Genomic DNA, 26455 nt, shown 5'->3' with positions numbered 1-26455 from the left:
TCTGGGCTGCCCCAAATCCTGTCCCGGAGTTTAGAGGCTGTTTTCCTGAAACGGGCCCAAAACGGCTAGAAATCCCGCACGGAGCACACCACGCCCCGCGCAATCTGCGGCTCGTCTATCAGGCGGAGAATCTTCTGCGCCGCTTCCTGGGGCGAGGCCAGGGCCCCCTGTTTTTTGTACTCCCTGAACTGCTGCACACTGCTGAACTGCTCCACCGGAGCCTCCCTGATCTGCTCCTGCATCTCGGTGTCAATGATGCCGGGCGCCACCGAGAATACCTTTACCCCGGTGCCCAGTTGCTGCTGCTCCAGCTGCGCCGTTTGCGAGAGCATGTCCAGGGCGGCTTTGGAAGCGCAGTAGGCGGCCCAGCCGTCCTTCGCTTTCTGCCCGGCCCCGGAGCTGATGTTCACAATCATTTTCTGGCAGTGAGGGCGGTGCTGGTAGCTTTGCAGAAACAGGTTCATGAACATGGCCGGCACAATCACATTCACGTCAAACACGTACTCAAAGTGCTCGTTTTTGCTCTGGCCCATGTAGCCTATTTCTCCAATGACCCCGGCGTTGTTCACCAGCACTATTTTCTGGGCATCTTCCAGCGGGGCGAACACCTTGTGCAGGTTGTGCTCTACCCCGGCAATGTCTGAAAAGTCCAGCGGCTGGTGCCGGTAGCGGGCGTGCGTAAGGGTATTGTTGCGGGACACGCCTATCACAAAGTTCTGCTCGTTTTCCAGCAAGGCCTCGGCCAACGCTTTCCCCAGCCCACGGCTGGCTCCGGTGATGATATAGTAGTGCATATTTCTAATTAGGAATTTAGAATTAGGAATGGGGGGCTAAGAACGTCCTTTCTGCTGCATACGCAAAATCTTGGGAGGAAAGTTGGGGTAAGGTCGTGGGCAGAGACGCTCGCAGGTCCTGCGGACGCTACGAGGTCTTTTGAGAGGCGGTAAGGCGGTGGGAAGCTCATTGAACCCACCCCCCGCCCCTCCCAGGAGGGGAGTTTCGGGTATGCGTGTTTAGAGGGAGTAAATACTTCTCTCTGCAGCCTTGAAAATTAAGTTACGGGAATGGGAACTCCAAAGTATAGTCCCATGCACAGCTGCATCAAACTGTTTTCGGCTTGAATTCTGAAAACCAGCTAGAAAACAGAAACTCCCCTCCTGGGAGGGGCAGGGGTGGGTCTATTGCGTCTGCCTCCGCCTTGTCGCCTCTCAAAAGACCTCGTAGCGGCCGCGGGACCTGCGAGCGTCTCCGCCAATTCCGTTTTCACCCTCCTTTCCCCAAAACAGCCCGAAAACAAAAGAGCCACTCCCCATTCGGCAGCGGCTCCTTCAATTCTTACTTCCTACTTAAAGAATGTATTGGCTCAGGTCGCGGTTTTTCACCATGTCGCGGAGACGCTCCTCCACCAATTCTGGGGTGATCATGAGGCGTGCGTTGGCGGGGATGGTGTCGGGTACGTCAAACAGGATGTCGTTGAGCAGGCGGCTCATGACGGTTTGCAGTCTGCGGGCCCCGATGTTCTCCACTTCGGCGTTCACCTGGAAGGAGATTTCGGCAAGCTTATGCAGGGACTCATCGGTGAAACTGAGTTCCACACCCTCGGCGCGGAGCAGTTCTTCGTACTGCTTGGTCAGGGCGTTTTTAGGGTACTTCAGGATCTGGTAGAAATCGTCGGTGCTGAGACTCTGCAGTTCCACTCTGATGGGGAAACGGCCCTGCAACTCCGGAATCAAGTCTGAGGGCTTAGCCACGTGAAACGCCCCGGCCGCGATGAACAGAATATGGTCGGTTTTGATGACGCCGTACTTGGTGTTCACGGTGCTGCCTTCCACAATAGGAAGCAGGTCGCGCTGCACGCCTTCGCGGCTCACGTCAGGACCGCCGCCGCCTTTGTTGCTGGAGCTGGCTACCTTGTCAATTTCATCAATGAAGATAATGCCGGCGTTCTCGGCTTTGGAAATGGCTTCTTCCTTCACCTCGTCCATGTCAATGAGCTTGGCAGCTTCCTCTTCCAGAAGCAGTTTGCGGGCCTCGGCGATGGTTACTTTCCGCTTCTTGGTTTTCTTGGGCATCATGTTCCCGATCATCTCCTGGATGTTCATCATGGACATTTCGTCCATGCCCGGGCCGGCGATGCCCACCCCTGAGGTAGGGTTCTGCGATACCTTGATGTCGATTTTACGGTCCTCCAACTCGCCGTTCCTGATCTTTTCCCGGAAACGCTCGCGCGTGCGCTCGTTCAATTCATGGTCGCTGTCGGGGATGTCTGAGGTGGGATGATTGTTGCTGCCAAAGCCCACCATGTCGCGGTTGCCCGGCTGGCTGATGGGCGGGATCAGCGCATCCAGGATCACTTCCTCCACTTGCTGGGCGGCCTGTAGCTTTACTTCTTCCTTCTTGCGGGTTTTGACCATGTTCACGGCCTGTTCTACCAGGTCGCGCACCATGCTTTCCACGTCGCGGCCCACGTAGCCCACTTCGGTGAATTTAGAGGCTTCCACTTTGGTAAACGGCGCATCAGCAATGCTGGCCAAACGGCGCGCGATTTCGGTTTTACCTACCCCAGTAGCGCCAATCATGAGGATGTTGTTGGGCACAATCTCCTTCTGCATCTCGGGGTTGGCGTGCATCCGGCGCCAGCGGTTGCGCAACGCAATGGCCACGTTGCGTTTGGCGTCGTGCTGCCCAATGATATATTTATCTAGCTCGGCTACAATCTGGCTGGGGGTTAAATACTTGCTTGAATCTAACATGTTAAATGAGTGATTGTGTGAATGCGTGGTGGAGTGAATGAGATGTACCACGCATTCCATTCATGAAATTTATAGGTCTGGAGCGGCCTCTTGCCCCTCCTTTTTCATTTTTTAAACTGCTCTTCCTGACCTAAACGACTGGGGGAAAGAACTTGTTGGCCCCTCTCCTACATCAGGCAAGCATTCTGTCGGTTTTACGTCCGTTTTCAGGAATTCGGCCCCAAAACAGAAACCCTCCAACTCTTCAGATTCCCGGTCGCTGAACAGGCACCTTTTAAGTTCGCCCACAAGATCCTTTCAGGAGGACAATCGGGGAGAGTTATTCGCACCTCTGGACATCTCCAAATTTCCAAATCTTCCCATCTCCACATCTTCAATCCAGCTTCTTTTTCAGGAAACGGTTCAGGTCGGTGTTCAGGGTGAGGTAATTGCTGGCCCCGGCTACGTGAAATTTGGCGTACGTGTACTCAAACCGAAACGCGTGCACTTTGATAGATGTCCCGAAGGAAAAACCCGCCATGCCACCCACGTTCTCCACCACCAGCTCTTTTCTTCTGAGGTGGTTGTAGCCCGCCCGCAACTGAAAACCCGGCCCCAGAATAAACTCGCCGCCCACCACAAAGTGTCTTGCCAGTTTATCACCGAAGGTTTTTTCTTCCTTTACTTCCTCGTTGTTCTCGTTGAGGGTGCCTTTCTTGTTCGGGTCCAGGTACACAATGTCGAAGCGATGCAGGTGATGCGCGGTCACCGATAAGCGGAACGGCGCGTGCTCGGGCTTGAAACTGGCACCCAACTGGATGTCCAGCGGCATTTCTTCGCGCTCACCGTTGTCATAGGGGTTCACCATCACGCCCAGGTTCTTGATGAGCAAACCCACCACAAAATCCTTCTGCGGATGCTTGAACGTGCCGCCTAAATCTACTAGTGTGGCTAACGCCTGGTCTCCGGCAATGCTGGAAATAGCCAGTTTTGCGGTAGCGCCCAGCGTGAAATGCTCAATGGTGGCCGCGTGCGAAAGGGTAAGCGCGTAATCCCGCACCTTAAAGCTGCCTTCCTCCAGCCCGGCATCGTTGGTTTGGGTGAACGAGCCGTAGTCCAGGTACTGCACACCAATGGCGTTGCGGCCCCAACGGCTGCTCTCTAAGGTGTAGTTGAGGTTATTCTGGCTGACATCGGCCAGGTAGTTGAGGTACGTTAGCCCCAAGTGGTTATCGGTTTTGCCGTGCATCAGCGCTGGATTGGCCGTCACCGCATTCACGTCTTCCAGCCCCGAGGAAATGTTCACGCCGCCCAAGGCCGCCACGCGGGCGTGGGTAGGGATGTCCAGGAACCGAAACATAGAACGCCCTCCCACCTGGGCCGAAGCCAGCGGCACCAAGGCCGCTAACAGGAGTCCCAGAAGGAAAAGGCGTTTCTGCATCGTTTATCGTAAAATAGCTTTAAATCAACTTTCTGCTTTTACCGGCACCGCTTCTTCGCGCACGCGCAGGTCCAGCGGCTTGGCCACTTTCTCCTCCAGCAAGGCGATTTCCAGCACCTCGTCCACGCGGTCCACGTAGTGGATGTTCAGGCCCTCAATGTAGTGCGCCGAAATCTCTTCCACGTCTTTGCGGTTCTTGTAGCACAAAATCACGTCTTTGATGCCCGCGCGCTTGGCCGCCAGAATCTTCTCTTTGATGCCGCCTACCGGCAGTACTTTTCCGCGCAGCGTAATCTCACCGGTCATGGCCAGATGCGACCGCACTTTGCGCTGCGTGAACACCGACGCGATGGAAGTAAAGATAGCAATTCCGGCGCTTGGTCCATCTTTCGGCACCGCCCCTTCGGGGAAGTGGATGTGCAGGTCGTACTGGTCGAAGAGACGGTAATCCACCTCCAACTCATCAGCGTGGGCGCGCAGGTAAGAAACCGCCGTGATGGCTGATTCCTTCATCACATCGCCCAGTTGCCCCGATAAGGTCAGTTTGCCTTTGCCACGGCTCAGCAATGATTCCACGAACAAGATATCGCCGCCCACCGAGGTCCAGGCCAAGCCGGTTACCACCCCGGCGGTTTCGTTGTCCTGGTAAATCTCTTTGTCAAAAATCTCCGGTCCCAGAATACGGGACACGTCTTTCGGCTCCAGTTTGGCAGGCCACTCCTCTTCCATGGCTTTGGATTTGGCCACGTTCCGGATTACCGCGCCCAACTTGCGCTCCAAATTCCGCACGCCCGACTCGCGGGTGTAGTCTTCAATCACTTTCTGGATAGCCGCGTTGGACAGAGCCACGTCTTTGGCCGTCAGGCCGTGGTCTTCCTTCAGTTTAGGAATAAGGTGGCGCTTGGCAATCTCGGTTTTCTCCTCAATGGTGTAACCCGTCACCTCAATGATCTCCATGCGGTCGCGCAGGGCCGGATGAATGGTGTCCAGAGAGTTGGCCGTGGCGATGAACAGGACTTTGGACAAGTCGTATTCCACCTCCAGGTAGTTATCCGCGAAGGTATGGTTCTGCTCAGGGTCCAGCACCTCCAGCAACGCACTAGACGGATCACCTCTGAAATCAGAAGTCAGCTTATCCACCTCGTCCAGGATCATCACCGGGTTGGAAGAACCCACTTTCTTGATCTGGCTGATGATACGGCCCGGCATAGCACCCACGTAGGTTTTGCGGTGGCCTCTGATCTCCGCCTCATCGCGCACCCCACCTAAGGCAATGCGCACGTATTTACGTCCCAAAGCTTTGGCCACGGAACGGCCCAGCGAGGTTTTCCCCACGCCCGGAGGCCCGTACAGGCAAAGAATAGGCGCTTTCATGTCGTTCTTCAGTTTAAGAACGGCCAGGTACTCCAGAATGCGCTCTTTCACCTTCTCCAAACCATAATGGTCGGTGTCCAGGATCTTTTTGGTGCGCTTCAGGTTGAAATTGTCTTTGGTGAACTCGCTCCAGGGCAGGTCCAGCAGGAATTCACAGTAGTTCAGGGAAATGGGGTACTCAGCAGCCTGCGGATTGAGGCGGCTCAATTTGTCCAGTTCCTTGCTGAAGTGTTTGGCAACCGTTTCGGGCCACTTTTTCTTGGCCGCGACGGCGCGCATTTTCTCCACTTCCTGCTCCGGACCGTCCATGCCCAGTTCATCCTGCAAGACTTTGATCTGCTGGCGCAGAAAATAGTCGCGCTGCTGCTCGTCTATGTCTGAGTGTACTTTGGTATGGATTTCCTGCTTGATCTCCAACATCTGGATTTCGCGCATCATGAGCTGCAGCAAGGTGGTGCCACGCTCCACGCCGTCGTTAATCTCCAGCAGTTTCTGTTTCTGGGCCACTTCCACATTGATGTTGGAAGACAGAAAATGGGTCAGAAACGAAGGGCTGTCAATATTGTCCAGGGCCACCTGCGCCTCCTGCGGAATCTCAGGGTTCAACTTCAGGATTTTGGCGGCCGCCTCCTGCAGGGACTGTACTAAGGCCTTTACTTCCTTGCTCTTTTGGTTCGGGAAGGTCTCGGGGCAATAGGAAACCTTGGCCACCAGATAGGGGTCTTCCTGGGTGACCTCGTCAATCTTGAAACGGCTCTGGCCCTGAATGATGATGGTGGTATTGCCGTCTGGCAACACCAGCATTTTCAGGATCTTGGCCATGGTGCCCACCCCGTACAGATCATCGGGCATAGGCTCCTCGGCCGACATGTTTTTCTGGGCCACCACGCCCACGGTTTTGTCGCCACGGTAGGCTTTGCGCACCAACCGCACCGATTTTTTCCGGCTTACCGTGATGGGAATGACCACGCCCGGAAACAACACGGTGTTTCTGATGGGCAGCAGCGGCAGGGTTTCTGGGGTATTTTTCTCAGCGCCTCCTTCGTCGTCCAGTTCTGAGGTGATAATGGAGATGATATCGCCATTGCCATCGTCAGTCAAATCAGACAACATGAGTTGCTGTAGTAAGTTCTCTTGGATATAATTCATACGTTGTGTCTCTGAGGGTGCCAATTTGGCAGCAATCCTCCCGTAGGTTCTGTTGTTTGCCTTTAAGGTATATACTTGTCAAGAGCTGTGCCAATATCTGGCCGGAAATCTGGACTCTGGGGTTAAATTTCACCTCAGAAAGAACTACATTTGGTATTGTGGGGAGAAAAAATGCTTTCCCCGGCCTGTTTACCCTATGTCGCGTACCGGTTATCTTCTATTTTTCCTGCTCCTCTGTGCCTTTGGTTTCTCCGCTGCCGGCCAAACCAAGGCGCCCTTGCGTCTCAAGCTAAAGCCCGTCAATGACTCCCTTAAGCGGAAAGCTCCCCCGGCGGGGATTGTCCTGGAGTTCCCCAACATCAACCGCGTTCCCTTTTACTACAACAGAGCCAAGTACCAGAGCATTCTAAAACTGGAGAAGAAAAAAGCCTGGGACAAGGTCTTGCCCCTGCTGGCGGAGTACGTGGGAAATTTCGGGATTGAAAATTTCTATAAAGATACAAAACTTCTCTGGCGTTTGGGCCAATTGTATGAGCGTTTGGGGCAGAAGGACCGGGCCATTGCTTACTACCGCCTGGTCTTGAAGCACCACCGTACCGACATCAGGCAGGTGCAGCAGTACTATGACTCTTTGGAGCAGAAGAACAAAGACCTGTACGTGCCGCTCAACTACTACTATGAGCTGGTGGAGTACCGCAAATCGGTGGCCACGTTCAAGCCGCCGCGCGGCATTTACACCAACATGGGCGACGCCATCAACTCCAAGGCCGAGGATTACGGCCCGGCGGTGCACTCAGACGAGGAGCTGTTCATTTACACTTCGCGCCGCAAAGGCGTAAAAGGCAAAGGCACCGACGAGGACCTGTACTTCTCCCGTTTTGAGGGCGGTTTCTGGCAAGAGGGCCAATCCTTCGGAAAACCCATTAACAGCGTGTACAACGAAGGCTCGGCCTGCCTCAGCCGCGATGGCAAGACCCTGTACTTCGCCCGCTGCGATAGTCCTGACGGCCTGGGCAACTGCGACCTGTACAGCGCCACCCGCCTGGGCGATGGCTCCTGGGGCCAGATCAAAAACCTGGGCGCTGCCGTGAACAGCAACGCCTGGGACTCGCAGCCCACCCTTTCGCCGCAGGAAGACACGCTGTATTTTGCCTCTGACCGCCTGGGCGGCTTTGGCATGTCTGACATTTACTTCACCTACAAGCAGAAAAACGGGCAGTGGGCACCGGCGCAGAACCTGGGGCCCGTTATCAACACCCGCGAGAGCGAAGTGAGCCCGTACTTCCACCCGCTGTACCAGGTACTGTACTTCAGTTCGCGGGGGCAGTTGCTCAACTTCGGGGACTTTGACATCTACAAATCGTACAGGGTGAACGACCGCTGGCAGGAGCCGCGCAACATTGGGCCGCTGGTGAACGGCCAGGGAAGCGAGTACTATTTCACCATCAACGCCAACTCCACCAACCTGTACTACGCCCGCTCGGAGCCCTCAGACCTGAAGAACCTGGACCTGTACTCCTTCCCGCTGCCCATGGAGGCGCACCCCTTGGCTGTGACCAAACTCACCGGCGTGCTCACCGATTCGGTGACCCACAAGCCCCTGAACGGCATCATCTCCATCATTGACCTGGACAACGGCATTGAGGTGGCCTCTAAATACCTGCGCGAAGACGGCTCGTTTGACTTTGACCTCATTGACAACAGCCGCTACATGATGATGATCCAGAGCCCCGATTTCTTCTCCATTGAGAAGGAAATTGACCTGAAGCAGGACACGGTGCTCAAGATCATGACCACGCTCATTGACTACAGCATTCCGCTCATTTTCAAGAACCTGGAGTTTGACGAGGGCAAGGCCGAGATCAAGGATGCCATGAAACCTACCCTGGACCGCATTGTGCTGTTCCTGGTAGACCACCCGCAGGTACGCCTCAGCATTGAAGGCCACACCGACAGCAGCGGCGACCCCAACGCCAACATTGAGCTTTCACAGTGGCGGGCGTTCTCTATCCAGAAGTACCTGGAAGACAAAGGCCAACTGGCGCCCGGCCGCATTGACGCCGTGGGCAAAGGCAGCTCAGAACCCATCAAACCCGAACTCACCATCGAGGACCGCGCCGTGAACCGCCGGGTAGAGTTCAAACTCATCAAACCCAAAGATGCCGCCACCGGCGGCGGCGATTGGTAAGCGCCCCGTGAAGGGTTTCCTCCTGAAGAGCGATTCGGGGCTGTTTTGCGCAAAACAGCCCCGAATCGCTTTTTTATTTAGAATAGTTGGGCTGATTTAGTATTGAAAACTACCATGGCGCGGATTTACTTCCGCGCCATGGTGAGCAAACGCGTAAACAATCCATAATCCTATTTCGGGGCTCTTTTCTGAAAAGAAGCTCCCAAACAGGACTAAACAGCATATTGCTTCCTGCCCCACGTTGCCAGCAACAAAAATGCTACTCACCTGCTGTAACAAGTGAGTAGCATTTTGTCAGTGTATCGGCTTGGAGCAGGCTTCAGCTATAGTTTGATGCTGCCCTTTTTCTTCCAGGAAGGCGGAATCTGCGGCAGGGCCGGGGTCCTGTCCTCGGGTCTGGGCGGGTCCTTTTTCAGCTTCAAGCCTCCCACGTTCACAATAAACCCAATGCTGAACACCGAGTTTCCGGCAGTCATGAAGTCGCGGTTCTTGAGCCCGAAGTTGCTGCCGCTGGTGTACTGCAACTGAATGGCCGGCGTGAGCGACATGCGGGTGTAAAAGACGGGCTCAAAGAAGATATTGTCCTCGGTGGGCTGCTTCACGTCATTGCGGTAGAACTCGTCCATGGTGAGATAGCTCAGGCGCAGGGCCGTCCCGTAATTCAAGGTATGCTCAGAGCCGAACAGACGCAGCAGGCGCTTTTTCTTGGAAGAATAATTGACCTGCAGAAAGTACTTGTTGAAGGTGGTTTCCTGGCGGTCATAGGTCATGAGCCCTTCGGGGGTTTTGTCTTTGTAGGTGCGATCACTGCTGCCACGGCCCAGGCCCGCGTACACCTCCAGAATGCGGTTCTGGTTAGGGCCGAACGTGGTAAAATAACCGCCGCCGGCCTCCAGCAGGTTGTGCCTGAAATCTTTCTCGTCTTTGTTGTTGTTCATCATGGCCCCACCCACCAGCACGCCAATGTGGTCGGTGACGGCGTAGGCAGTGTTAAAACTCGCGTTGCCTTTGAGGGTGATGTGGCCCCCGGTGCTCAATTCACCTTTGGCCGTAAGCATGGGAGTGTTGGGCACGTTGGGCATATACACCGAAGAGCAACTGCTCACCCCTAACCCCAGTAATAAACCAGCTACCGGAAGGAAGCTTTTTTTCATAAAAACACTTTAAAAACTAACAGTACGCTTGCCTCCATCCTTCTCCCCCTCACGTCTCGCACAGGCAACAACAGCATCAATCACGAGATTCTCGCTGACCTAAAACAGATGCACTTGAGCGGTCTGCTTCAAGCCGGTCGGAATCACTCCGGTTCACCAACTTTCTACTATAATTCTTCTTTAAAACTAAGGAATGCCCGCCACATTAGGAAGCAAAAAAGGCAAACGCCTTCTCTCCCTCGACCGCAGCCACAGACTAGTTGCCCTTAGCTACAGGGTGATGGTCTGCTGGGTATCGCCGGTACGGCAAAGCACCGAGCGTTTTTTACCGGCCACCTCCAGGTTTAAAATATTGGTCTGGTCGTCAAAAATCTCAGTTAAAAGCGCGTTCTGCACCCACACCTGCCCTGCCGGGGCCTTACTGGCCGGAATCTCCACGTACAGCCAGATGGCATCGGCCTCTTCCTGGGCACCTATAAACTTCTGGGTGGCCCGGGTACCCTTGACCGCCGAGATGGCCAGATGGGTCTGCAGGTACTCGGCAATAAGTTTGTTCACGCGCTCAGACCGGTCTAGCCGAACGGTGGTCTTGTGGCGGCGGCTCAGGGCTTCCTCCAGATCATCGGCAAATACCCGCACCGAAAGCTCGTAGGTCTGATTTTTGGGGTTGTAGCGGGCATCAGTAATGCTGGTGTGGAAGTCATGCGCCCCCGCCACTGCGGGCAGCCACACTAACAACAGCAGCAGGCACCACCAACCCTTTGCCCAACTCCCGGTTTTATTCATCTGTCTCATCATATTCTTCCCCTATAAACAGAGAAAGACGCCCTGCTCGTGCGTCTTCCCTGGCAAATAGTTATCAACAGCGCCGCTGGGCGGCTCTTCCTTATTTGAATAACAGTTTAAAAAAGTCATTGAAGATGGCAAAGCCCATGAGGCCCAGCAGCAGGACCATACCCACTTTCTGCGCGTTCTCCAGAAACTTGTCTGAGGGCTTGCGGCCCGAGATCATCTCGTAGGTCAGGAACATCACGTGGCCGCCGTCCAAGGCCGGAATGGGCAGAAAGTTCATGAAGGCCAGCACCATGGAGAGCATGGCCGTAATAGCCCAGAAGTTGATCCAGGAGAAATTACCCCCGAAAATCTGCGCGATGCCAATGGGGCCACTCAGCGCCTTAGACGGAGAAACTTCGGCCCGGAAAATCTTGGCAAACCCTTTGATGTTGGTGGTGATCACCGAGAAAGCCTTGTCTGCCCCCACCGGAATGGAAGCCAGCAACCCGTACTCGCGGGTGGCGCGCGGCAATAACAGCCTTGGGTAAAAGCCCAGGGTGCCGTCTTCGTCTACGGTGGTGTTGAGGGTAACGGGCTTGCCGTCGCGGTCTACCTGCAAGGCGACGGGCTTGCCTTTGTGGGCCTGCAGGGCCTGCTGAAACTCATGGAAGAACTGCACCGGCTGGTTGCCCACCTGCGTGATCTGGTCGCCGGGTTGCAGGCCGGCGGCCGAGGCCGGGCTGTTGGCTTTCACAGACTCTACCGCAAATGGCTCGCGGGCCATGATAAAGCCTACCTTGTCGCCATCGGCCAGTTTGTCAATCAGGTTGCCGGGCACGGGAACCTGTACCTGCTGCCCGTTGCGCTCCACGGTGTAAGAGGCGTTCTGGCCCAGCAGCACATCGGGGCTGTACACGTCCTGGAACTCTACCAGGGGCTTGCCGTTGACGGCCACAATCTTGTCGCCGTCGCGCAGGCCAATCTGCTCGCCAATCTCGTTGGTCTCAATGCCGTATTTCACGTCCTTGGCCAGCAGGTAGCTCTCGCCGTACAGGTAGGTGAGCGCCGCGAAAATGATGATACCGGTAATCACGTTGAAGATAATGCCGCCCATCATCACAATGAGGCGCTGCCAGGCGGGTTTGGCCCGGAACTCCCACGGCTGCGGCTCCTGGCTTAACGTGGCCGTGTCCAGCGACTCGTCTACCATGCCGGAAATCTTCACGAAACCGCCCAGCGGAATCATGCCAATCATGTACTCGGTTTCGCCCACCTGCTTGCTCACAATTTTGGGCGGGAACCCGATGGCGTATTTCTCCACGCGCATCCCAAACCATTTGGCCGTGAGCATGTGGCCTAATTCATGTATTCCTACTAAGATGGTCAGGCCCAGAATTAACTGGCCGGCCATTACTAATGCATCCATTGAAAGAAGTTATAGGGTAGGCACCAGGGCAAGAAACTTCAAGAGCCCCAGTGCGGTTTGTTCCATTTGTCGCCGGTTTTAGAGAAGCATTACGCCTGCATCAGGCTGAACGCCACCTGGCGGGCCTCCTGATCGGTCTGCACATAATCCTCCAGAGAAGGCTTGGCAATATACGCAACTTTAGCGAGACAGTCAGAGATGAGGTCAGACATCTCCAAAAAGCCAATCTCCTCGCGCAGGAAGGCCGCTACGGCAACCTCGTTGGCCGCGTTGAGCACGCACGGGGCGTTGCCGCCCCGCTCCATGGCCGCAAACGCCAGTCCCAGGTTCTGGAACGTCTCCACATCGGGCTGCTCAAAGGTAAGCTGCGGGTAGTGAAGGAAGTTGAACCGGGGAAAATCGGCCTTCAGGCGGTTAGGATAGTTGAGCGCGTACTGGATGGGCAGCTTCATATCGGGCAGGCCCATCTGGGCCTTCAGGGAGCCGTCTTCAAACTGAACGAGCGAATGCACGATAGATTGTGGGTGCACCACCACTTCTATCTGGTCGTTGCGCAGCCCGAAGAGCCATTTGGCCTCAATCACCTCCAGCCCTTTGTTCATGAGCGAGGCCGAGTCAATGGTGATCTTGGCCCCCATGTCCCAGTTGGGGTGCTTGAGCGCCTGCGCCTTGGTCACGGTTTGCAGGTACGCTCTATCCCGACCGCGGAACGGCCCGCCCGAGGCGGTGAGGATAATCTTCTCAATAGGGTTGTGGAACTCGCCGGCCAGGCACTGGAAAATGGCACTGTGCTCAGAGTCAACGGGGTAAATGTTCACGCCTTTCTGGCGGGCCAGATCGGTAATTAACTGACCTGCCACCACCAGCGTCTCTTTGTTGGCCAGGGCAATGGCTTTGCCCGCCTCAATGGCCTTAATGGTGGGCTGAAGTCCGGCGTAGCCCACCATGGCGGTGAGCACCATATCCACGGAGTCCATCTGCACCACGCCGTTCACGGCGTTCATACCCGCGTACACTTTGATGGGGTAAGGCTCCAGCGCCGCCCGCACCTGGTCGTACAGTTCATCTTTGGTGATGACCACCACGTTGGGCTGAAAAGCGATGGCCTGGGCAATGAGCAAGTCTGCGTTAGAATGGGCCGTGAGCACCTCCACCTCAAACGCCTGCGGCTGCGCCTGAATCACCTCCAGCGCCTGGGTGCCAATAGAGCCCGTTGAGCCAAGAATGGCTACTCGTTTCTTCATGTACTCTGGTTAACGCCGTTTAGGGGCTGTTTTTGCGAAATTAGGGGAAAAACGGGAGTTTCTTTCTATTTTCTGATTTGCCCGGTGGTTCAAGCCAAGGGCTTAATCAGCTGAACCACTCCTAGTATCCTTCTGGAAGATTCTTGAGAGCGAACAGAAGTAACACTTACGACAGGCTTCGCTCGTTCCTACCAAGGGCCTTTCAGAATGACAAAAATTAGGGGCATCAGTGGGGCCAAAGCTCACATGTAATCGAATGCTATTGCCACTGCCAGGAAAGAGGCGAAGCTGAAAACAAGGTACACCATGAGCCAGGTGGCAATGCCTGACCAATCCTGATTCTCAAATTTCGCCTTAACCTTAGCTGCCCTCCTGCCCATTAGTGCATCCATCCCAAACCCAAGCAAAATGGCCGCTAGGAAACAGTATACCTCTGACTTTGCCGATAGGATACCCCGGGTCTGCAAAAAAGAATTCAACAGGAAAAGCAAAGTAGTGGCATTCAGGAAAACTAAGAACGTGTAAAACCGGGTGGCGTAATGAAAGCCATCAACCTTCCCTTCCAGCCGTTGCCGGTAGATGGCGTAATACATCATCTCATAAAACCTCAGCATACAGCAGCTATCAATACCCGTTTCTGACCCAATTTCCAAAAAAGAGGCCTAAAACCCGGGTTGGCTTTAGCTAGTTGGAGCGCCTGTGGGGCAAACTGGCGCGGTCCAACCCCTCTTACCCTGCCGGCTGGTCCCCCACCACGGGTTCTGCCGGTGCCGCCAAAGCCTTCACAATGAGTTTGTCTATCTTAACGCCGTCCATGTCCACCACCTCAAACCCGAAGCCTTTGTGCGTAAACGTCTCGCCCACCTGGGGCAAGCGCCCCAAATGATGGATCACGAACCCGGCCAGAGTGGTAAAATCGGGCGACTTCTCTTCCAGGAGTTTCTTTCTCAGGCCTTTGTTCAGCTCCCGGGCCGTGATGGAACCGCTCACCAGGTACGACTTGTCTTCCCGCCGCACCATGAGGGGCTCGCCCAGTTCATCGGTATCCGGAATATCGCCCACAATGGCCTCCAGGATGTCGTGCAGAGTAATGATGCCCTCAACGGAGCCAAACTCGTCTACCACAATGCCCATGTACTGCTTGCGCAGCCTGAAGAGGTTTAAGACGGCGTGCGCGTACATGGTCTCTGAGATAAAGATGGGCTCCAGCAGGATGCTGCGCAGCGGCAGGTTCTGGCCCAGCAGGTTCTCATAGAAGTCGCGGGAGGTGAGCACGCCCACCACCTCGTCATGCCCGGCGTCGTACACCGGGAACCGGGAGTGCACGCTGCGGTGCATCTTCTCTTTGATGGTCTCCACCGAGTCTTTTACGTAAATCCACTCCACCTCCATGCGGTGCGTTTTCAGGTCCTTGGCCCGCAGGTCGGCATAGCTGAAGAGGTTCTGGTGCAGGTCGCTCTCCTCTTTGTTCAGGACGCCCTGCTTTCCGGCGGTCTTGATGATCTGCCGCAGCTCTTCCTCAGAGATCTGCTCCTGGGCCGGCTCCTTAATGCGCAACAGCTTGATGATAACGTTAGTGGACACTGAAAGCAGCTTCACCAAGGGCAGCGTGAGGGTGGTGAACACCTTGATGATAGGGGCCACGGCCAGGGCAATAGGCTCGCTGTTGCCCAGGGCAATGGTTTTAGGGATGAGCTCGCCCACCACAATGGAGATGTAGGTAATCAGGCCAATGACCAGCACAATGGACAGGGTGTCGGCGTAGGGCGCCAGGAAATCTACCCGCACCAGCAAGGCCCGCATGTCATCTGAGAAGGCCGCCCCGCCGTACGCCCCCGAGACAATGCCAATTAAGGTAATGCCCACCTGCACCGCCGAGAGGAAATCCTCGGGATTGTCCAGCAGGCGGAGGACCGTTTTGGCGCCTCGGCTGCCTTCTTTGGCTTGGTGCGCAATGCGGCTCCGTTTTACTGAAATGATGGAAATCTCTGAAAGCGCGAAAAAGCCATTGAGCAGGGTAAGCACTAAGATGATGAGTATTTCCATGTGGGTACGTTCACGAACGGGGGTACTGCCTCGCCCGGCAAGATAAAGTACTTTTCTAACGAAAGGATGTTCTCTGTATTGGTTTAAAAAATTACTTGTAGCCGTTTTAGGGCTATTTTCCACAAAACCGCCCAAAACGACTCCTCTCTTCCTTAGCGCCGCCGCAAGGTTCCGGGCGGTTTCAGGCCATGTGCCGGGTCCGCAAGGGGCAGTAAGTGGTCCTGCTCCCTGCAGTTTCCTTCCTTTCCAGGGCAAGCTGCGCTTTCAACGCCGATTTTCAAAAACAGGCCCTGAAACCCGGCTACCGGAAAATCTCCAGGAGCCCGTCGGCCAGGGTGCGGTCATTGCTCAGGCGCGGCACTTTGTTCTGGCCGCCCAGTTTCCCCTGCCGCTTCATGTACTGCTGGAACGCATCTGCGGGCAAAGGGGTCACCTGCAGGGTAGTCAGAATGTTGCCCGAGATAAGGTCATCATAGTAGCTGTTGCGCCGGCGCAGGTGCAGGTCCAGGGCTTTGGCAAAGCGCTCCGGGTGGTGCGGTGGGGTGTCAAAGGCAATGAGCCACTCATGGTAAGAGGCGCCGGTTCCCTGGCTCACGTAGGGCGCCACGGTGAACTCGGTCACCTTCACCTCCGGAAACTCGGCCATGGCCGCCTGCAGGGCGCTTTCCACCTCCTCGCCAATCACGTGCTCGCCAAACGCCGAGATAAAGTGCTTCAGGCGGCCGCTCACCACCACTTTGTGCGGAAACAGCGAGGTAAACTTTACGGTATCGCCAATGGAGTAGCCCCACAGCCCGGCGTTGCTGTTGATGATGAGCGCGTAGTTGACCCCGGTCTCCACCTCGGCCAGGGTTAGGCGGCGCGGGTTGGGCTGGTGGAACTCCTCGGCGGGGATGAACTCATAGAAAATGCCGCTCTGGGCCAGCAAGAGCAAGCCGGGGTCGTCTTGCTGGTTCTGGAAGGCGAAAAAGCCCTCAGAGGCCGGGAACGTCTCAATGGAATCTACCTGGCGGCCAATGCTCTCCAGCAGCTTGGTGCGGTAGGGCGCAAAGTTCACGCCCCCGTACACAAACAGGTTGAAGTCTGGGAACACGTCTTTGATGGGTTTGCCGGTGCGGGCCATGAGCTTGTCAAAGTACATCTGCACCCAGGGCGGAATGCCCGAGATGAGCGTCATGCGCTGGTGAATGGTTTCCTGCACAATGGCGTCCAGCTTGGTTTCCCAGTCTTCTATGCAGTTGGTCTGGTAGCTGGGCAGCTGGTTGGTGCGCAGGTACGCCGGCACGTGGTGGTTCACAATGCCCGACAGCCGGCCGGTATTGATGCCGGCCACTTGCTCCAGCACCGGGCTGCCGCTCAGGAAAATCAGCTTGCCGTCCAGGAACTGCGCCCGGCCCGTCTCATGAATGTAGTTGAGTAGCGCGTTCTTGGCCCCGTTGATGTGGTTGGGGATAGAGTCCTGCGTGATGGGAATGTACTTGGTACCCGACGTGGTGCCCGAGGTTTTGGCGAAGTACAGGGGCAGCCCGGGCCAGAGCACATCGCGCTCGCCTTGTTTGAGCCGGTCAAAGTAGGGCTTCAGGGCTTCGTAGTCGCGCACGGGCACCGCCTGGGCAAATTCCTGCGGGGTCTGAATATCCTTGAAGTAATGGTCCCTCCCGAACGCGGTTTTGGCCCCTTTCCGGATAATTGCCTCAAAAACCTGCTGCTGGGCCTGCCCGGGCTGTTCCATCCAGCTTTGCTGCTGGGCCACGGTCCAGGCCGCTAAAGGTTTACTCAAGAACGCTTTAACTCCCATGGTTGAATTTTAATGGTAAAGGCGGCGGCACCAGCCTGAAAAAAACAGCGCCGCCCCGCCTCTGGTAGGCGGTAAAGATAGCAATCTTACGCAAGTTACCGGCGGCGGGCTGCCCCCGGCGTTTTAGGGCTACTTTCAGGAAAACCGCCCCAAAGCGCTTGGTTTCCTGGTCTACACCGGCCGCCAAAAACAAAATGGCGTACTTTTTAGTATTTTGAAGCAAACAAACCTAAACACATACCCTTATGGCAAATAACACCGGTACAGGCGTCTGGGAAGGCGGCCTGAAAGAAGGCAAAGGAACGGTTTCTACCCAGAGCGGCGCCCTCGACGCCCGTTATTCGTTCGGCTCACGCTTTGAGGAAGGCGTTTCGGGCACCAACCCCGAGGAACTGGTGGGCGCGGCCCACGCGGGCTGTTTCTCCATGTTCCTGAGCAGCCTGCTGGAGGGCGCGGGCAAAACCGCCACCTCGGTCAGAACCCAGGCGAAGGTGCACCTGGGCCAGGAGAACGGCCCGTTCATCCGCAAGATTGACCTGACCACCGAAGTGGAGGCCCCGGGCTTATCTGACGATGAGCTGCAGCAGCTGGCCCAGAAAGCCAAGGAAGGCTGCCCTATTTCGCGCGCCCTGGCCTCGGTGCCCGAGATTACATTAACTGCAACCTTAAAGGGCTCCTAACCCCACCGCCTGCCCTGCGGCGGCGGATATCAGAATTTTGCTATCTTTGTCCAATAATTTTATTGCATGAAATCATTGGCTAGAGTGGGGTTGCGTCCTTCGCGCGACCATAAAATTTCTTTTGGGGTGCAGTTGGCACTGGTACTGTTGTGGTTGGTTTATGGCTTGTTCCTGATTTTCACCGAGCCGGAGAACTCTACCAATGACCGCCACTTTATCCATTACGTTTTCCTGATTCTGGCCGTAGGCTACCTGCTGTTCATCCTGGCCCAGAACACCTCGTTGTTTGGCCGGCAGTCTTACCTGGAGATCACGCCGGCGTACGTGGTGGAGAAACGGGGGCACTTTAAGCAGAAAATCGCCATTCACCTGCAAGACGTGACCGGCATTACGCTCAGCCCCGTGCAGGCCCGCTTTGCCATGCGCGACGGCAGCAAGCACAGCGTGAACCTGCGGCTGATCAGTACCCGCAAGGGCCAGAAAATTGCCCGCGAAAAGCTCCTGGAGGTAGCCGACCGGCACGCTATTCCGGTGACCGAGGCCGGCGGAACCAGAGCATAATCCCGTTTAGGGGCTTTTTTCCCTAAAACCTGTCCAAAACAGAAAAGGCCCATCTTTGCAGATGGGCCTTTTCTGTTTTGAGCCGCCGGACTTCCTGAAGACCGAAAGCCGGCTAATTATTAGTTAGTCCAGGTTTGGCTGAGGGGTCATGCGCAGGTACGGCTTAATGACCACGTGGCCTTTCGGGAACTTAGATTCTACTTCTTCTTGCTTCACAGACGGCAGAATGACGCAGTCCTGGCCGTTCTCCCAGTTGGCCGGGGTGGCCACGCTGTGGTTGGCGGTTAATTGCAGCGAGTCAATCACGCGCAGGATCTCGGCGAAGTTACGGCCGGTAGACGCCGGGTATGTGAAGATCAGCTTCACCTTCTTGTCTGGCCCAATGATGAACACCGAACGCACGGTAAAGGTATCGCTGGCGTTGGGGTGAATCATGTCGTACAGGTCAGACACTTTGCGGTCTGCGTCGGCAATGATGGGGAAGTTCACGTTGGTATTCTGGGTCTCGTTGATGTCTGCAATCCAGCCGTGGTGCGAGTCCAGCGGGTCTACGCTCAGGGCCGCTACCTTCACGCCTCTGCGGTCAAACTCGTCTTTGATGCGGGCTACCGCGCCCAGTTCAGTGGTACAAACCGGGGTATAGTCGCGCGGGTGCGAGAAAAGCACCGCCCAGCCATCGCCAATCCACTCATGGAAATGGATGGTACCCTGAGAAGTTTCCGCCGTAAAGTCAGGAGCAATGTCGCCTAATCGTAATGCCATGGTCTTGTTGTTATGTTTTAGAAATTGAGTACCGTTGATTCTGCTTCTTCTACCCGGGAGTAACCAAAAAGACGCCTGATTACCCTACCGCCTTGGTAAACCCTATAGAAGAAGTAGACAAATAAAGAGCTCAATTGCCAGAAATCCAACTTAGCTGGAAGAAAGTTATCAAGTTCATACCCTTCGTTCCTTTCTTGTGCAAGATTTTCTTGCGGATTTAGGGTACCTGCTCACCGTAGGGCTCTTGCTGGCTGGTAGACGTTACTATCCGCTTTACTCGTTCTCAGAAGGATTTAGGTTTGGGAAGCGTAGTGCTGGTTGTTGGTGATAACACCAACAACGGCGGCGCGGCGGATAGTGGCGGATGGTAGCAGACAGCGCCGGAAGAAGGCGACACGACTACCAACCCCGGCGGCAACGGCAGCGCACCAACAACGGCGGCTCATTAGCGAACGGCGGCGAAAAGATCCAATAAAAAGATCTAATGAAGAGATCCAATAAAAGAAAGCTGTATTTCAAGCTTTCCGCACCTGCCAGCCTTTCTATTCTACTCCGGTTGACTCTGGCAAATGTAAGAAATTTGGTAGCCTCTGGCCGCCGTACGTTGAAGCTGCACCAAGCTTGATGCTGCATACCAACCAGAGGCTACGGCATAGCCCACCCGCGTTCTAGAGGCGGGCAAGGGAAATTGTAAGAAGGCTTCCCCTATCTGCTACCGCAAAGTTTGGAACTTGCTACAACCTGAACAGATTGCAAGTAACCAATCAAAGGTCTTGCAGCAAAAAAGAAACCGCCGTTTCCAGCCTGTTTTTCAGAAAACAGGCTGGAAACGGCGGTTGTATGGGGTAAAGGTGGGTTAAATCTGGTTGGCTTCCTCTTCCACTACCAGCGCGGTGACTTTGCTAAAGTCCGCCAGGTAGGTAGTGTCCAGGATGTCGCAGGTGGCGTCGCGGACGCGTTTCATGAGCAGGCGGATCTCGCAGGTGGCCTCATCCACGCACTCCTCGCATTTGCGGTAGTAGAGATGGCTCACGCAGTGCACGGGAGCCAGCGGACCATCTACCATTCTGATCACGTTGCCCACTGAAAGTTGGGCCGGGTCTTTGACCAGGGTATAGCCGCCGTTTTTGCCGCGGGTGCTCTGCACCACTTGCTGCACCTTGAGGTCTACCAGAATGGCTTCCAGAAACTTCCGCGGAATGCGCTCCGCGGCGGCAACCTCAGAGATCAGCACCAGACCGCGATCGTGCTGCTTGGCCAAATAAAGAAGTGCTTTAAGCGCGTACTTGGCTTTTTTTGAAATCATAAGCGAAAGAAAAGCGTTTTATACCGCCTTTACCTTGAACTTCTTCTGCAGCTCCTGAATAGAAGCCTTGAATTTTTTGTCGGTGTCAATTAGGTCAGAAACCGTCTGCACTGAGTGAATAACCGTAGAGTGGTCTCTGCCGCCAAAATGGTACCCGATGGACTTGAGCGAGTGGCTGGTGTACTCCTTCGCGAAATACATGGCCACCTGGCGCGCCGTCACAATCTCTTTCTTGCGGGTCTTGGCTTTGAGAGAATCCAAACTCACCTGGAAGTACTCGGCCACGGTTTTCTGGATAAAGTCCAGGTTCACCTCGGTCTCCACATCTTCAATGATGTGTTTCAGGGCCGCTTTGGCCAATTCCAGGTCAATCTCTTTGCGGTTCAAGGAAGACTGTGCTATTAACGAAATTAGCACCCCTTCCAGTTCCCGCACGTTGGTATCCACGCTGTAGGCCAGGTACTCAATCACGTTGTCGGGAATATGAATGCCGTCGCTCTGCATCTTCTTCTGGATGATGGCCATGCGGGTCTCAAAGTCGGGGCTCTGCAGGTCGGCGGTGAGGCCCCATTTAAAGCGCGACAACAGGCGCTCCTCCAGCCCTTTCAAATCACGCGGCGGGCAGTCTGAGGTCATCACAATCTGCTTGCCGCTCTGGTGCAGGTGGTTGAAGATGTGGAAGAACATTTCCTGGGTTTTGTCTTTCCCGCTCAGGAACTGCACATCGTCTATGATGAGGATGTCTACCAGCAGGTAGAAGTTGGCGAAATCCTGTACGCTGTTGGTCTTCACCGATTCAATGAACTGGTTCACGAACTTCTCTGAAGACACGTACAGCACAAACTTGTCTGGGTTGTTGCCCTTGATGTGGTTGCCAATGGCCTGCACCAGGTGGGTCTTGCCCAACCCTACGCCGCCGTACACCATTAAAGGGTTGAAGGAGGTGGTACCCGGTTTGTTGGCCACGGCGTACCCCGCGCTTCGGGCCAGGCGGTTGCAGTCTCCCTCAATGTAGTTCTCAAAGGTGTAGCTCTGGTTGAGCTGCGAGTTGAAGAAGTGCCGGTCAATGGACTTTGACTCAAACGGATTCTTCAGGAAACTCTGCTCTGGGCGGTACGAGTTGGCTACCGCGGCCGGCACCTTTTTGGTGGGAATGTTGACCGTCTGCGGCTTGCTCTGGTCGTTCCCTTGGTCTACAATGATGGAGTACTCCAGCCGGCCTTCTGAGCCCAGTTCCTGGAACACTACTTTCTTCAGGAGCCCTACGTAATGCTCCTCCAGCCACTCATAGAAGAATTGGCTGGGCACCTGGATGGTCAACACGTTATTAGCCAAAGACAAAGGCACAATGGGCTCGAACCACGTCTTGTAGCTCTGCTCGCCTATGTTGTCTTTGATAACCTGTAAACAGTTATGCCAGACGGTTGTACAGTCTTTTACCATTAACATCGCTTCTTCCAATCCCGCGTTTTTTTGAGTGTAGAATTTTTCAGGGGGGTACAAAAATGAAAAAAAACTCCATAGAAAAAAACTTGAAGATTACGAAATAATAACACGGTCATTCAAAGGCAGCACAGAGGCCGTTGTGGCCGTTTTTGCCTTGGTTTTTCTATGGAAGGTAAAATCTATGCGACCCAGGTTAATGCCCGACCAGCCCACCTGGTTCACCAGCGTCACGTGGCCGTCTGCGTGCGTAATCTGCTCGGGCTCATCCAGGAAGGTGTGCGTGTGCCCGCCAATGATGAGGTCAATGCCGCTCACCTGCTGGGCCAGTTTGCGGTCGCTGATCTTGTCGGTCTCGTAGGTGTAGCCCAGGTGCGAAAGGCAGACCACCAGGTCTACGTTCTCCTGCGCGCGCAGGGTCTTTACCATCTGTTGGGCCGAGGCCACCGGGTCAAGGTACTTCACGCCCCTGTAGTTGTTCTCGGCCACCAGGCCGGCCAGCTGAATGCCCAGCCCGAACACCCCCACGCGCACCCCTTCCTTCACAAACACTTTGTAAGGGTTGAAGCGGCCCTGCAGAATAGAGGCTGAAAAGTCATAGTTGGCAATGAGGAACGGGAAACCGGCGTGCGGCAGCTGTTTCTGCAGCCCCTCCAGGCCGTTGTCAAAGTCATGGTTGCCCAGGGTGGCCGCGTCATAGCCCATCTGGGTCATGAGCTTGTACTCCACCTCTCCCCCGAAGAAGTTGAAATAGGGCGTTCCTTGCCAGATATCGCCGGCGTCTAGCAGGAGCACGTTGGGTTCCTGCGCCCTGATCTGCTTCACCAGCGTGGCTCTACGGGCCATGCCGCCCATGCCGCCGTTCTTGCGTCCGTCGTTGGGGAACGGGTCAATGCGGGAGTGCATGTCATTGGTGTGCAGAATGGTTAATTTAATAGGTGCCGCCGCAGCCGCTCCAAGGCTGGGAAAACCCAACACCGCCAAGCCCGCCGTGCCGGCTACTGTATTTTTGATGAAATCCCTGCGGTTCATGTTTTTAGATTTGGAGATTTGGGGATGAGGAGATTTGAAGATTTGGAAGTGTGCAGATTTGGAGAGGAGGAAATGGGGAAATTTGAAAATGAAGAGATTTGGAAATCTACACCGGCGCAAGTGTCCGCTGGTGTCTGAGTAGGTGCCGGTGAAATTTCCTGTTTGAGCCTTGTTTTGGTAAAAACAGGCCCAAAACAGCAGCATTCGCTTGAAAACCGTTTTCGAATTTTCTCATCTGCAAATCTCCAAATTCCCTAATCTCCAAATCTAATTTATCACTTTCACCCGGCCGTCTTTCTGGGCAGTAACGGGTTTGCCCTGGGCGGTCAGTTGCTTGATCTCGTTTAGGATGGCGTCGCGGGCCAGCAGGCCGGTCTGCTCCACTTTCAGGGCCTTTTTCAGGAAACCCATGTTGTCGCCACCGTTGGCCAGGTAGTCTGAGATGGCCAGCGTGTAGGTTTTGGTTGGGTCCAAAGGCTGACCGCCTATGGTGATGGCCTCGGCCTTATTGTCCCGAATGGTGTAGGTGGAGTTGGCCACGGTCAGAATCTTGGTGCGGGCGGCAAAGTCAAACATCTCCTTCACCGTCTCACCCGAGAGCGTGAGCACCAGCATCTCGTTTTCAAAGGGCATGAGCTCAAACACGTCGCCCACGGTCACCGGTCCTTGGTCAATGGGGTTGCGCAGCCCCCCGTCGGTCATGCCGCCCATGTCAATGGGCTTGCCGTACACGGCCATGGTCTGGGTGCGGCTCAGATCGGCCACGAAATTGCCCAGGGTAGACTCCGGCCCACCCTTCTCCAGGGCTACGGGCGCCTGCCCTATTACCTGGTTCATGGTCTGGTCCACCCGGGAGCGGTAGGGCGTGATGGTGCTCTCGGCAGCCGGGTCTGGGCTGATCTGGGTGTTCACCGGGATATCGGTGGTGGCCTGAAGGCTGGCGGAAGGAACTAGTTCTTTCTGGCACCCCACCAGCGCAAGGGCAAAGGCAAGGCCCAGGGCAGCGCTGCGGGTACGGAGGCAAGAAAATAAAGACATGGGTAAATACTGATTTTATCAAAGATACGAGGGGTGGCCTGAAAAAACCAACCTTGCTTTAACGGACGCCTGCCGCGTTTGGCACCGGAAATATCATAAAACTGCGGGCCCACGTGCCCAGCACCCTCTGGTAACCGCTTGACATTTAATAAGTTTTTAAGTAAACTTGTTTTGCTTCAGCTCCACAGCCAGTTGAAGTTGGTGCACATGCGTAAACGCGCCTCTGCTCTAAACCACTTGGTTCTTTTTCTCTGTCAAGCTTGTGGCAGGCAACCATTGGGCGGCGTTTACCTTGGCTTCAGCTTCCCCAAGCTGCGCCTGTAGGCTGGGGCGGAACAACTGCAAGCAGGAGGCGCTGGAAACGGCTCGCCCCTGCGTGCCGGACCTGTTGTTCCCTCTCTTTTCGCCGCAGGTTACGGCAAGGGCAGCCAGCGGAACTGTCCTGCCTTCTACCCGTACCGTGCTCCCCTTGCTGTACCTGCACCTCCGGCGAACTACTTGCTTTGCCGGGAGAAGACAGGGCCGTTTTTAGTAGGATTACCTCTTCTTCTTTCAAGGAGAGCCTTTTTGCACACCGCGTTTTGTTCTAACAACTTACCTAAAACCATCACTACCATGACCACTTCCTATTTACAGTACAGTAAATTCATTCTTCTTAAAGTTAGTTTTGATGTAGTGTTGTTTGAAAAAGAATTCCGGAAATGCCTGCGCCTGCTGCTCCTGCACGAGATCAGGGAGCTGAAGCGCTGGTGCCGGGCCACCTTCCCTAAAAGATTCAGAGGCATTATGGGCCGGTGTTTCCGGTACTTCTGGCGCAACCGGGCCACGGCCACCGCTTAGCCTCTGCCCTCCGCAAGAAAATAGCCAACCGTACGGCAACTACTTCTCCCCGCTCCTTCTTACCAGAAAGAGCGGGGATTTTGTTTGGGGCCCGTTTTCAGGAAACTGGCCTGAAAACGGGCGTCCTTCCCCTGGCTAGCTGCCCCAGGCCCCACCCACTTCTCACTATGGTGGTTTTGCCGTATCTTGCACCGTTCAACCCACACGGCAGGCCCATGCAACCCGAAAACAAACTCCCCGCGCACCCAAACGTTCCGCTCGCTACCCAGGTCTTGCTGGTGCGGCCCGCCCGCTTTGGGGCCAACCCAGAAACCGCCGCCACCAACTCCTTTCAACAGGAAGTGCCGACGGGCACAGAAGCAAAGGTGCAGCAAAAAGCGTTGGATGAGTTTAACCAGTTCCTGCTCAAGTTATGGGCCGCCCGCATTGACGCCATTGTACTGGACGATGTGGAGGAGCCTGCCACCCCCGATGCCGTTTTCCCCAACAACTGGATCTCCTTTCACCCCGGTGGCAAGGTAGTGCTCTACCCCATGCTGTCGCCTACCCGCCGCCTGGAGCGCCGCCCCGAACTGTTGACCCAATTGGAGCAGGAACATGAGCTGCCACTCACCGAGGTCATAGACCTCACCTACTTTGAGAACGAAGGCAAGTTCCTGGAGGGCACCGGCAGTCTGGTGCTGGACCGCCAGCACAAGATTGCCTACGCCTGCCTCTCTGAGCGCACCCACCCAGAGCCGCTCCAGGCCTTCTGCGATAGACTGGGCTACAGGCCGGTGGTGTTTCACGCCGTAGATGACAGCGGCCTGCCCATTTACCACACCAACGTGATCATGACCCTGGGTGCCGATTTTGCCCTGGTGTGCCTGGAGGCCATACCAGACGAGGAAGAGCAAGGCCTGTTGCTGGAGGCCCTGGTAGACACCGGCAAAGAAATCATTGACCTCAGCCTGGCCCAGGTAAAAAAGATGGCCGGCAACATGATACAAGTGCGCAACAAAGCCGGCGAACCCGTGTTGGTCATGTCTGAGAAAGCCTACAAGGCCCTGCGCAAAGACCAGTTTGAACTCCTCAACACCCTCACCAAAATGGTACGCTCTGACTTACGCACCATAGAGGCCCACGGCGGTGGAAGCGCCCGCTGCATGCTAGCCGAGGTGTACAGGTAGTTGATGGTTATTAGTTTTTAGTTGTTGGTTGCTGGTTGCTAGCTCCGAATTTGACTTCCAAAACACTGGCGCGAGTCTCTGACTCGTGCCTTGGGATGCCGGGTAGTCTCTGACTACCCTCGCTGCCCCGCAGCGAAATTAGGATTGTTGGTCTTCAATATTTTCAGCAGCGCGTAAAAATGCTCTTGGTTCCCGGCAAGCTGGAGCGTTCGCTTCCTCCCCCGTCACGAGACCGGAGCCTCGCGTCAGAATGTACAGTGTGCTCACAGGAAGCGCTTGCTCAAAAGACCTCGCAGTG

The 26455-nt window shown here is 55.3% G+C and carries 21 protein-coding genes; 5 read left to right on the top strand and 16 right to left on the bottom strand.

Features of this window, described 5'->3' with window-relative positions:
- Nucleotides 1–65 precede the first annotated feature (65 nt).
- From JT718_RS11605 to lon, 4 genes are all read right to left on the bottom strand, one after another.
- Nucleotides 66–794, bottom strand: coding sequence for an SDR family NAD(P)-dependent oxidoreductase (locus tag JT718_RS11605; RefSeq protein WP_205502854.1), 729 nt, complete (start codon nucleotides 792–794; stop codon nucleotides 66–68).
- A 552-nt stretch (nucleotides 795–1346) separates the two neighbouring features.
- Complete coding sequence (gene hslU / locus JT718_RS11600) at nucleotides 1347–2753, bottom strand: ATP-dependent protease ATPase subunit HslU (RefSeq protein WP_205502851.1); 1407 nt, start codon at nucleotides 2751–2753, stop codon at nucleotides 1347–1349.
- Between the two features lie 373 nt (nucleotides 2754–3126).
- Nucleotides 3127–4173: a type IX secretion system protein PorQ gene (gene porQ / locus JT718_RS11595; RefSeq protein ID WP_205502850.1), complete on the bottom strand. Its 1047-nt coding sequence runs from the start codon at nucleotides 4171–4173 to the stop codon at nucleotides 3127–3129.
- 24 nt (nucleotides 4174–4197) lie between these two features.
- A complete protein-coding gene (lon, locus tag JT718_RS11590; protein WP_205502848.1) occupies nucleotides 4198–6696 on the bottom strand; it encodes an endopeptidase La in 2499 nt (832 codons plus the stop codon).
- Between the two features lie 277 nt (nucleotides 6697–6973).
- Between lon and JT718_RS11585 the strand changes: the two genes are divergently transcribed.
- Complete coding sequence (locus JT718_RS11585) at nucleotides 6974–8884, top strand: OmpA family protein (protein ID WP_240337048.1); 1911 nt, start codon at nucleotides 6974–6976, stop codon at nucleotides 8882–8884.
- 323 nt (nucleotides 8885–9207) lie between these two features.
- On the opposite strand, the gene JT718_RS11580 is transcribed toward JT718_RS11585, so the two are convergent.
- The 7 genes from JT718_RS11580 to JT718_RS11550 all read right to left on the bottom strand — a co-directional run bounded on the left by JT718_RS11580 (nucleotide 9208) and on the right by JT718_RS11550 (nucleotide 17326).
- Nucleotides 9208–10038 (bottom strand): hypothetical protein, encoded by an 831-nt coding sequence (locus tag JT718_RS11580; protein WP_205502844.1) that lies wholly within the window; start codon nucleotides 10036–10038, stop codon nucleotides 9208–9210.
- 270 nt (nucleotides 10039–10308) lie between these two features.
- On the bottom strand, nucleotides 10309–10836 hold the full coding sequence (locus tag JT718_RS11575; protein ID WP_205502843.1) for a DUF6702 family protein: 528 nt from the start codon (nucleotides 10834–10836) through the stop codon (nucleotides 10309–10311).
- 88 nt (nucleotides 10837–10924) lie between these two features.
- Nucleotides 10925–12238, bottom strand: a complete 1314-nt coding sequence (gene rseP, locus JT718_RS11570) for an RIP metalloprotease RseP (protein ID WP_205502841.1) — start codon at nucleotides 12236–12238, stop codon at nucleotides 10925–10927.
- A gap of 89 nt (nucleotides 12239–12327) precedes the next feature.
- Nucleotides 12328–13482, bottom strand: coding sequence for a 1-deoxy-D-xylulose-5-phosphate reductoisomerase (locus tag JT718_RS11565; RefSeq protein ID WP_205502840.1), 1155 nt, complete (start codon nucleotides 13480–13482; stop codon nucleotides 12328–12330).
- A 242-nt stretch (nucleotides 13483–13724) separates the two neighbouring features.
- Nucleotides 13725–14135, bottom strand: coding sequence for a hypothetical protein (locus JT718_RS11560; protein WP_205502838.1), 411 nt, complete (start codon nucleotides 14133–14135; stop codon nucleotides 13725–13727).
- A gap of 76 nt (nucleotides 14136–14211) precedes the next feature.
- Nucleotides 14212–15528 (bottom strand): hemolysin family protein, encoded by a 1317-nt coding sequence (locus JT718_RS11555; RefSeq protein ID WP_205502836.1) that lies wholly within the window; start codon nucleotides 15526–15528, stop codon nucleotides 14212–14214.
- Nucleotides 15529–15829: 301 nt separating this feature from the next.
- On the bottom strand, nucleotides 15830–17326 hold the full coding sequence (locus JT718_RS11550; RefSeq protein ID WP_205502835.1) for a GH3 auxin-responsive promoter family protein: 1497 nt from the start codon (nucleotides 17324–17326) through the stop codon (nucleotides 15830–15832).
- Nucleotides 17327–17571: 245 nt separating this feature from the next.
- Here JT718_RS11550 and JT718_RS11545 point away from each other — a divergent pair, with 245 nt between their 5' ends.
- Together JT718_RS11545 and JT718_RS11540 are read left to right on the top strand one after the other, a co-directional pair.
- Complete coding sequence (locus JT718_RS11545; RefSeq protein WP_205502833.1) at nucleotides 17572–18006, top strand: OsmC family peroxiredoxin; 435 nt, start codon at nucleotides 17572–17574, stop codon at nucleotides 18004–18006.
- A 66-nt stretch (nucleotides 18007–18072) separates the two neighbouring features.
- On the top strand, nucleotides 18073–18567 hold the full coding sequence (locus JT718_RS11540; RefSeq protein WP_205502832.1) for a hypothetical protein: 495 nt from the start codon (nucleotides 18073–18075) through the stop codon (nucleotides 18565–18567).
- A gap of 123 nt (nucleotides 18568–18690) precedes the next feature.
- Here JT718_RS11540 and JT718_RS11535 read toward each other — a convergent pair whose 3' ends face one another.
- The 5 genes from JT718_RS11535 to JT718_RS11515 form a co-directional block, all read right to left on the bottom strand.
- Nucleotides 18691–19329, bottom strand: a complete 639-nt coding sequence (locus JT718_RS11535) for a peroxiredoxin (RefSeq protein ID WP_205502830.1) — start codon at nucleotides 19327–19329, stop codon at nucleotides 18691–18693.
- An 856-nt stretch (nucleotides 19330–20185) separates the two neighbouring features.
- On the bottom strand, nucleotides 20186–20635 hold the full coding sequence (locus tag JT718_RS11530) for an RrF2 family transcriptional regulator (RefSeq protein WP_205502827.1): 450 nt from the start codon (nucleotides 20633–20635) through the stop codon (nucleotides 20186–20188).
- A gap of 18 nt (nucleotides 20636–20653) precedes the next feature.
- Nucleotides 20654–22078, bottom strand: a complete 1425-nt coding sequence (gene dnaA / locus JT718_RS11525; RefSeq protein WP_205502825.1) for a chromosomal replication initiator protein DnaA — start codon at nucleotides 22076–22078, stop codon at nucleotides 20654–20656.
- A gap of 96 nt (nucleotides 22079–22174) precedes the next feature.
- A complete protein-coding gene (locus tag JT718_RS11520) occupies nucleotides 22175–23110 on the bottom strand; it encodes a bifunctional metallophosphatase/5'-nucleotidase (RefSeq protein WP_205502823.1) in 936 nt (311 codons plus the stop codon).
- A gap of 267 nt (nucleotides 23111–23377) precedes the next feature.
- Nucleotides 23378–24148 (bottom strand): 5'-nucleotidase C-terminal domain-containing protein, encoded by a 771-nt coding sequence (locus JT718_RS11515; RefSeq protein WP_205502821.1) that lies wholly within the window; start codon nucleotides 24146–24148, stop codon nucleotides 23378–23380.
- Nucleotides 24149–24763: 615 nt separating this feature from the next.
- Between JT718_RS11515 and JT718_RS11510 the strand changes: the two genes are divergently transcribed.
- Together JT718_RS11510 and ctlX are read left to right on the top strand one after the other, a co-directional pair.
- Nucleotides 24764–24988, top strand: coding sequence for a hypothetical protein (locus JT718_RS11510; protein WP_205502819.1), 225 nt, complete (start codon nucleotides 24764–24766; stop codon nucleotides 24986–24988).
- 215 nt (nucleotides 24989–25203) lie between these two features.
- On the top strand, nucleotides 25204–26157 hold the full coding sequence (gene ctlX, locus JT718_RS11505; RefSeq protein WP_205502818.1) for a citrulline utilization hydrolase CtlX: 954 nt from the start codon (nucleotides 25204–25206) through the stop codon (nucleotides 26155–26157).
- Nucleotides 26158–26455 lie beyond the last annotated feature (298 nt).

It is taken from the genome of Rufibacter psychrotolerans, from assembly GCF_016924645.1.
GTDB lineage: Bacteria > Bacteroidota > Bacteroidia > Cytophagales > Hymenobacteraceae > Nibribacter > Nibribacter psychrotolerans.
This window is presented reverse-complemented; position numbering and strand designations above follow the sequence as displayed.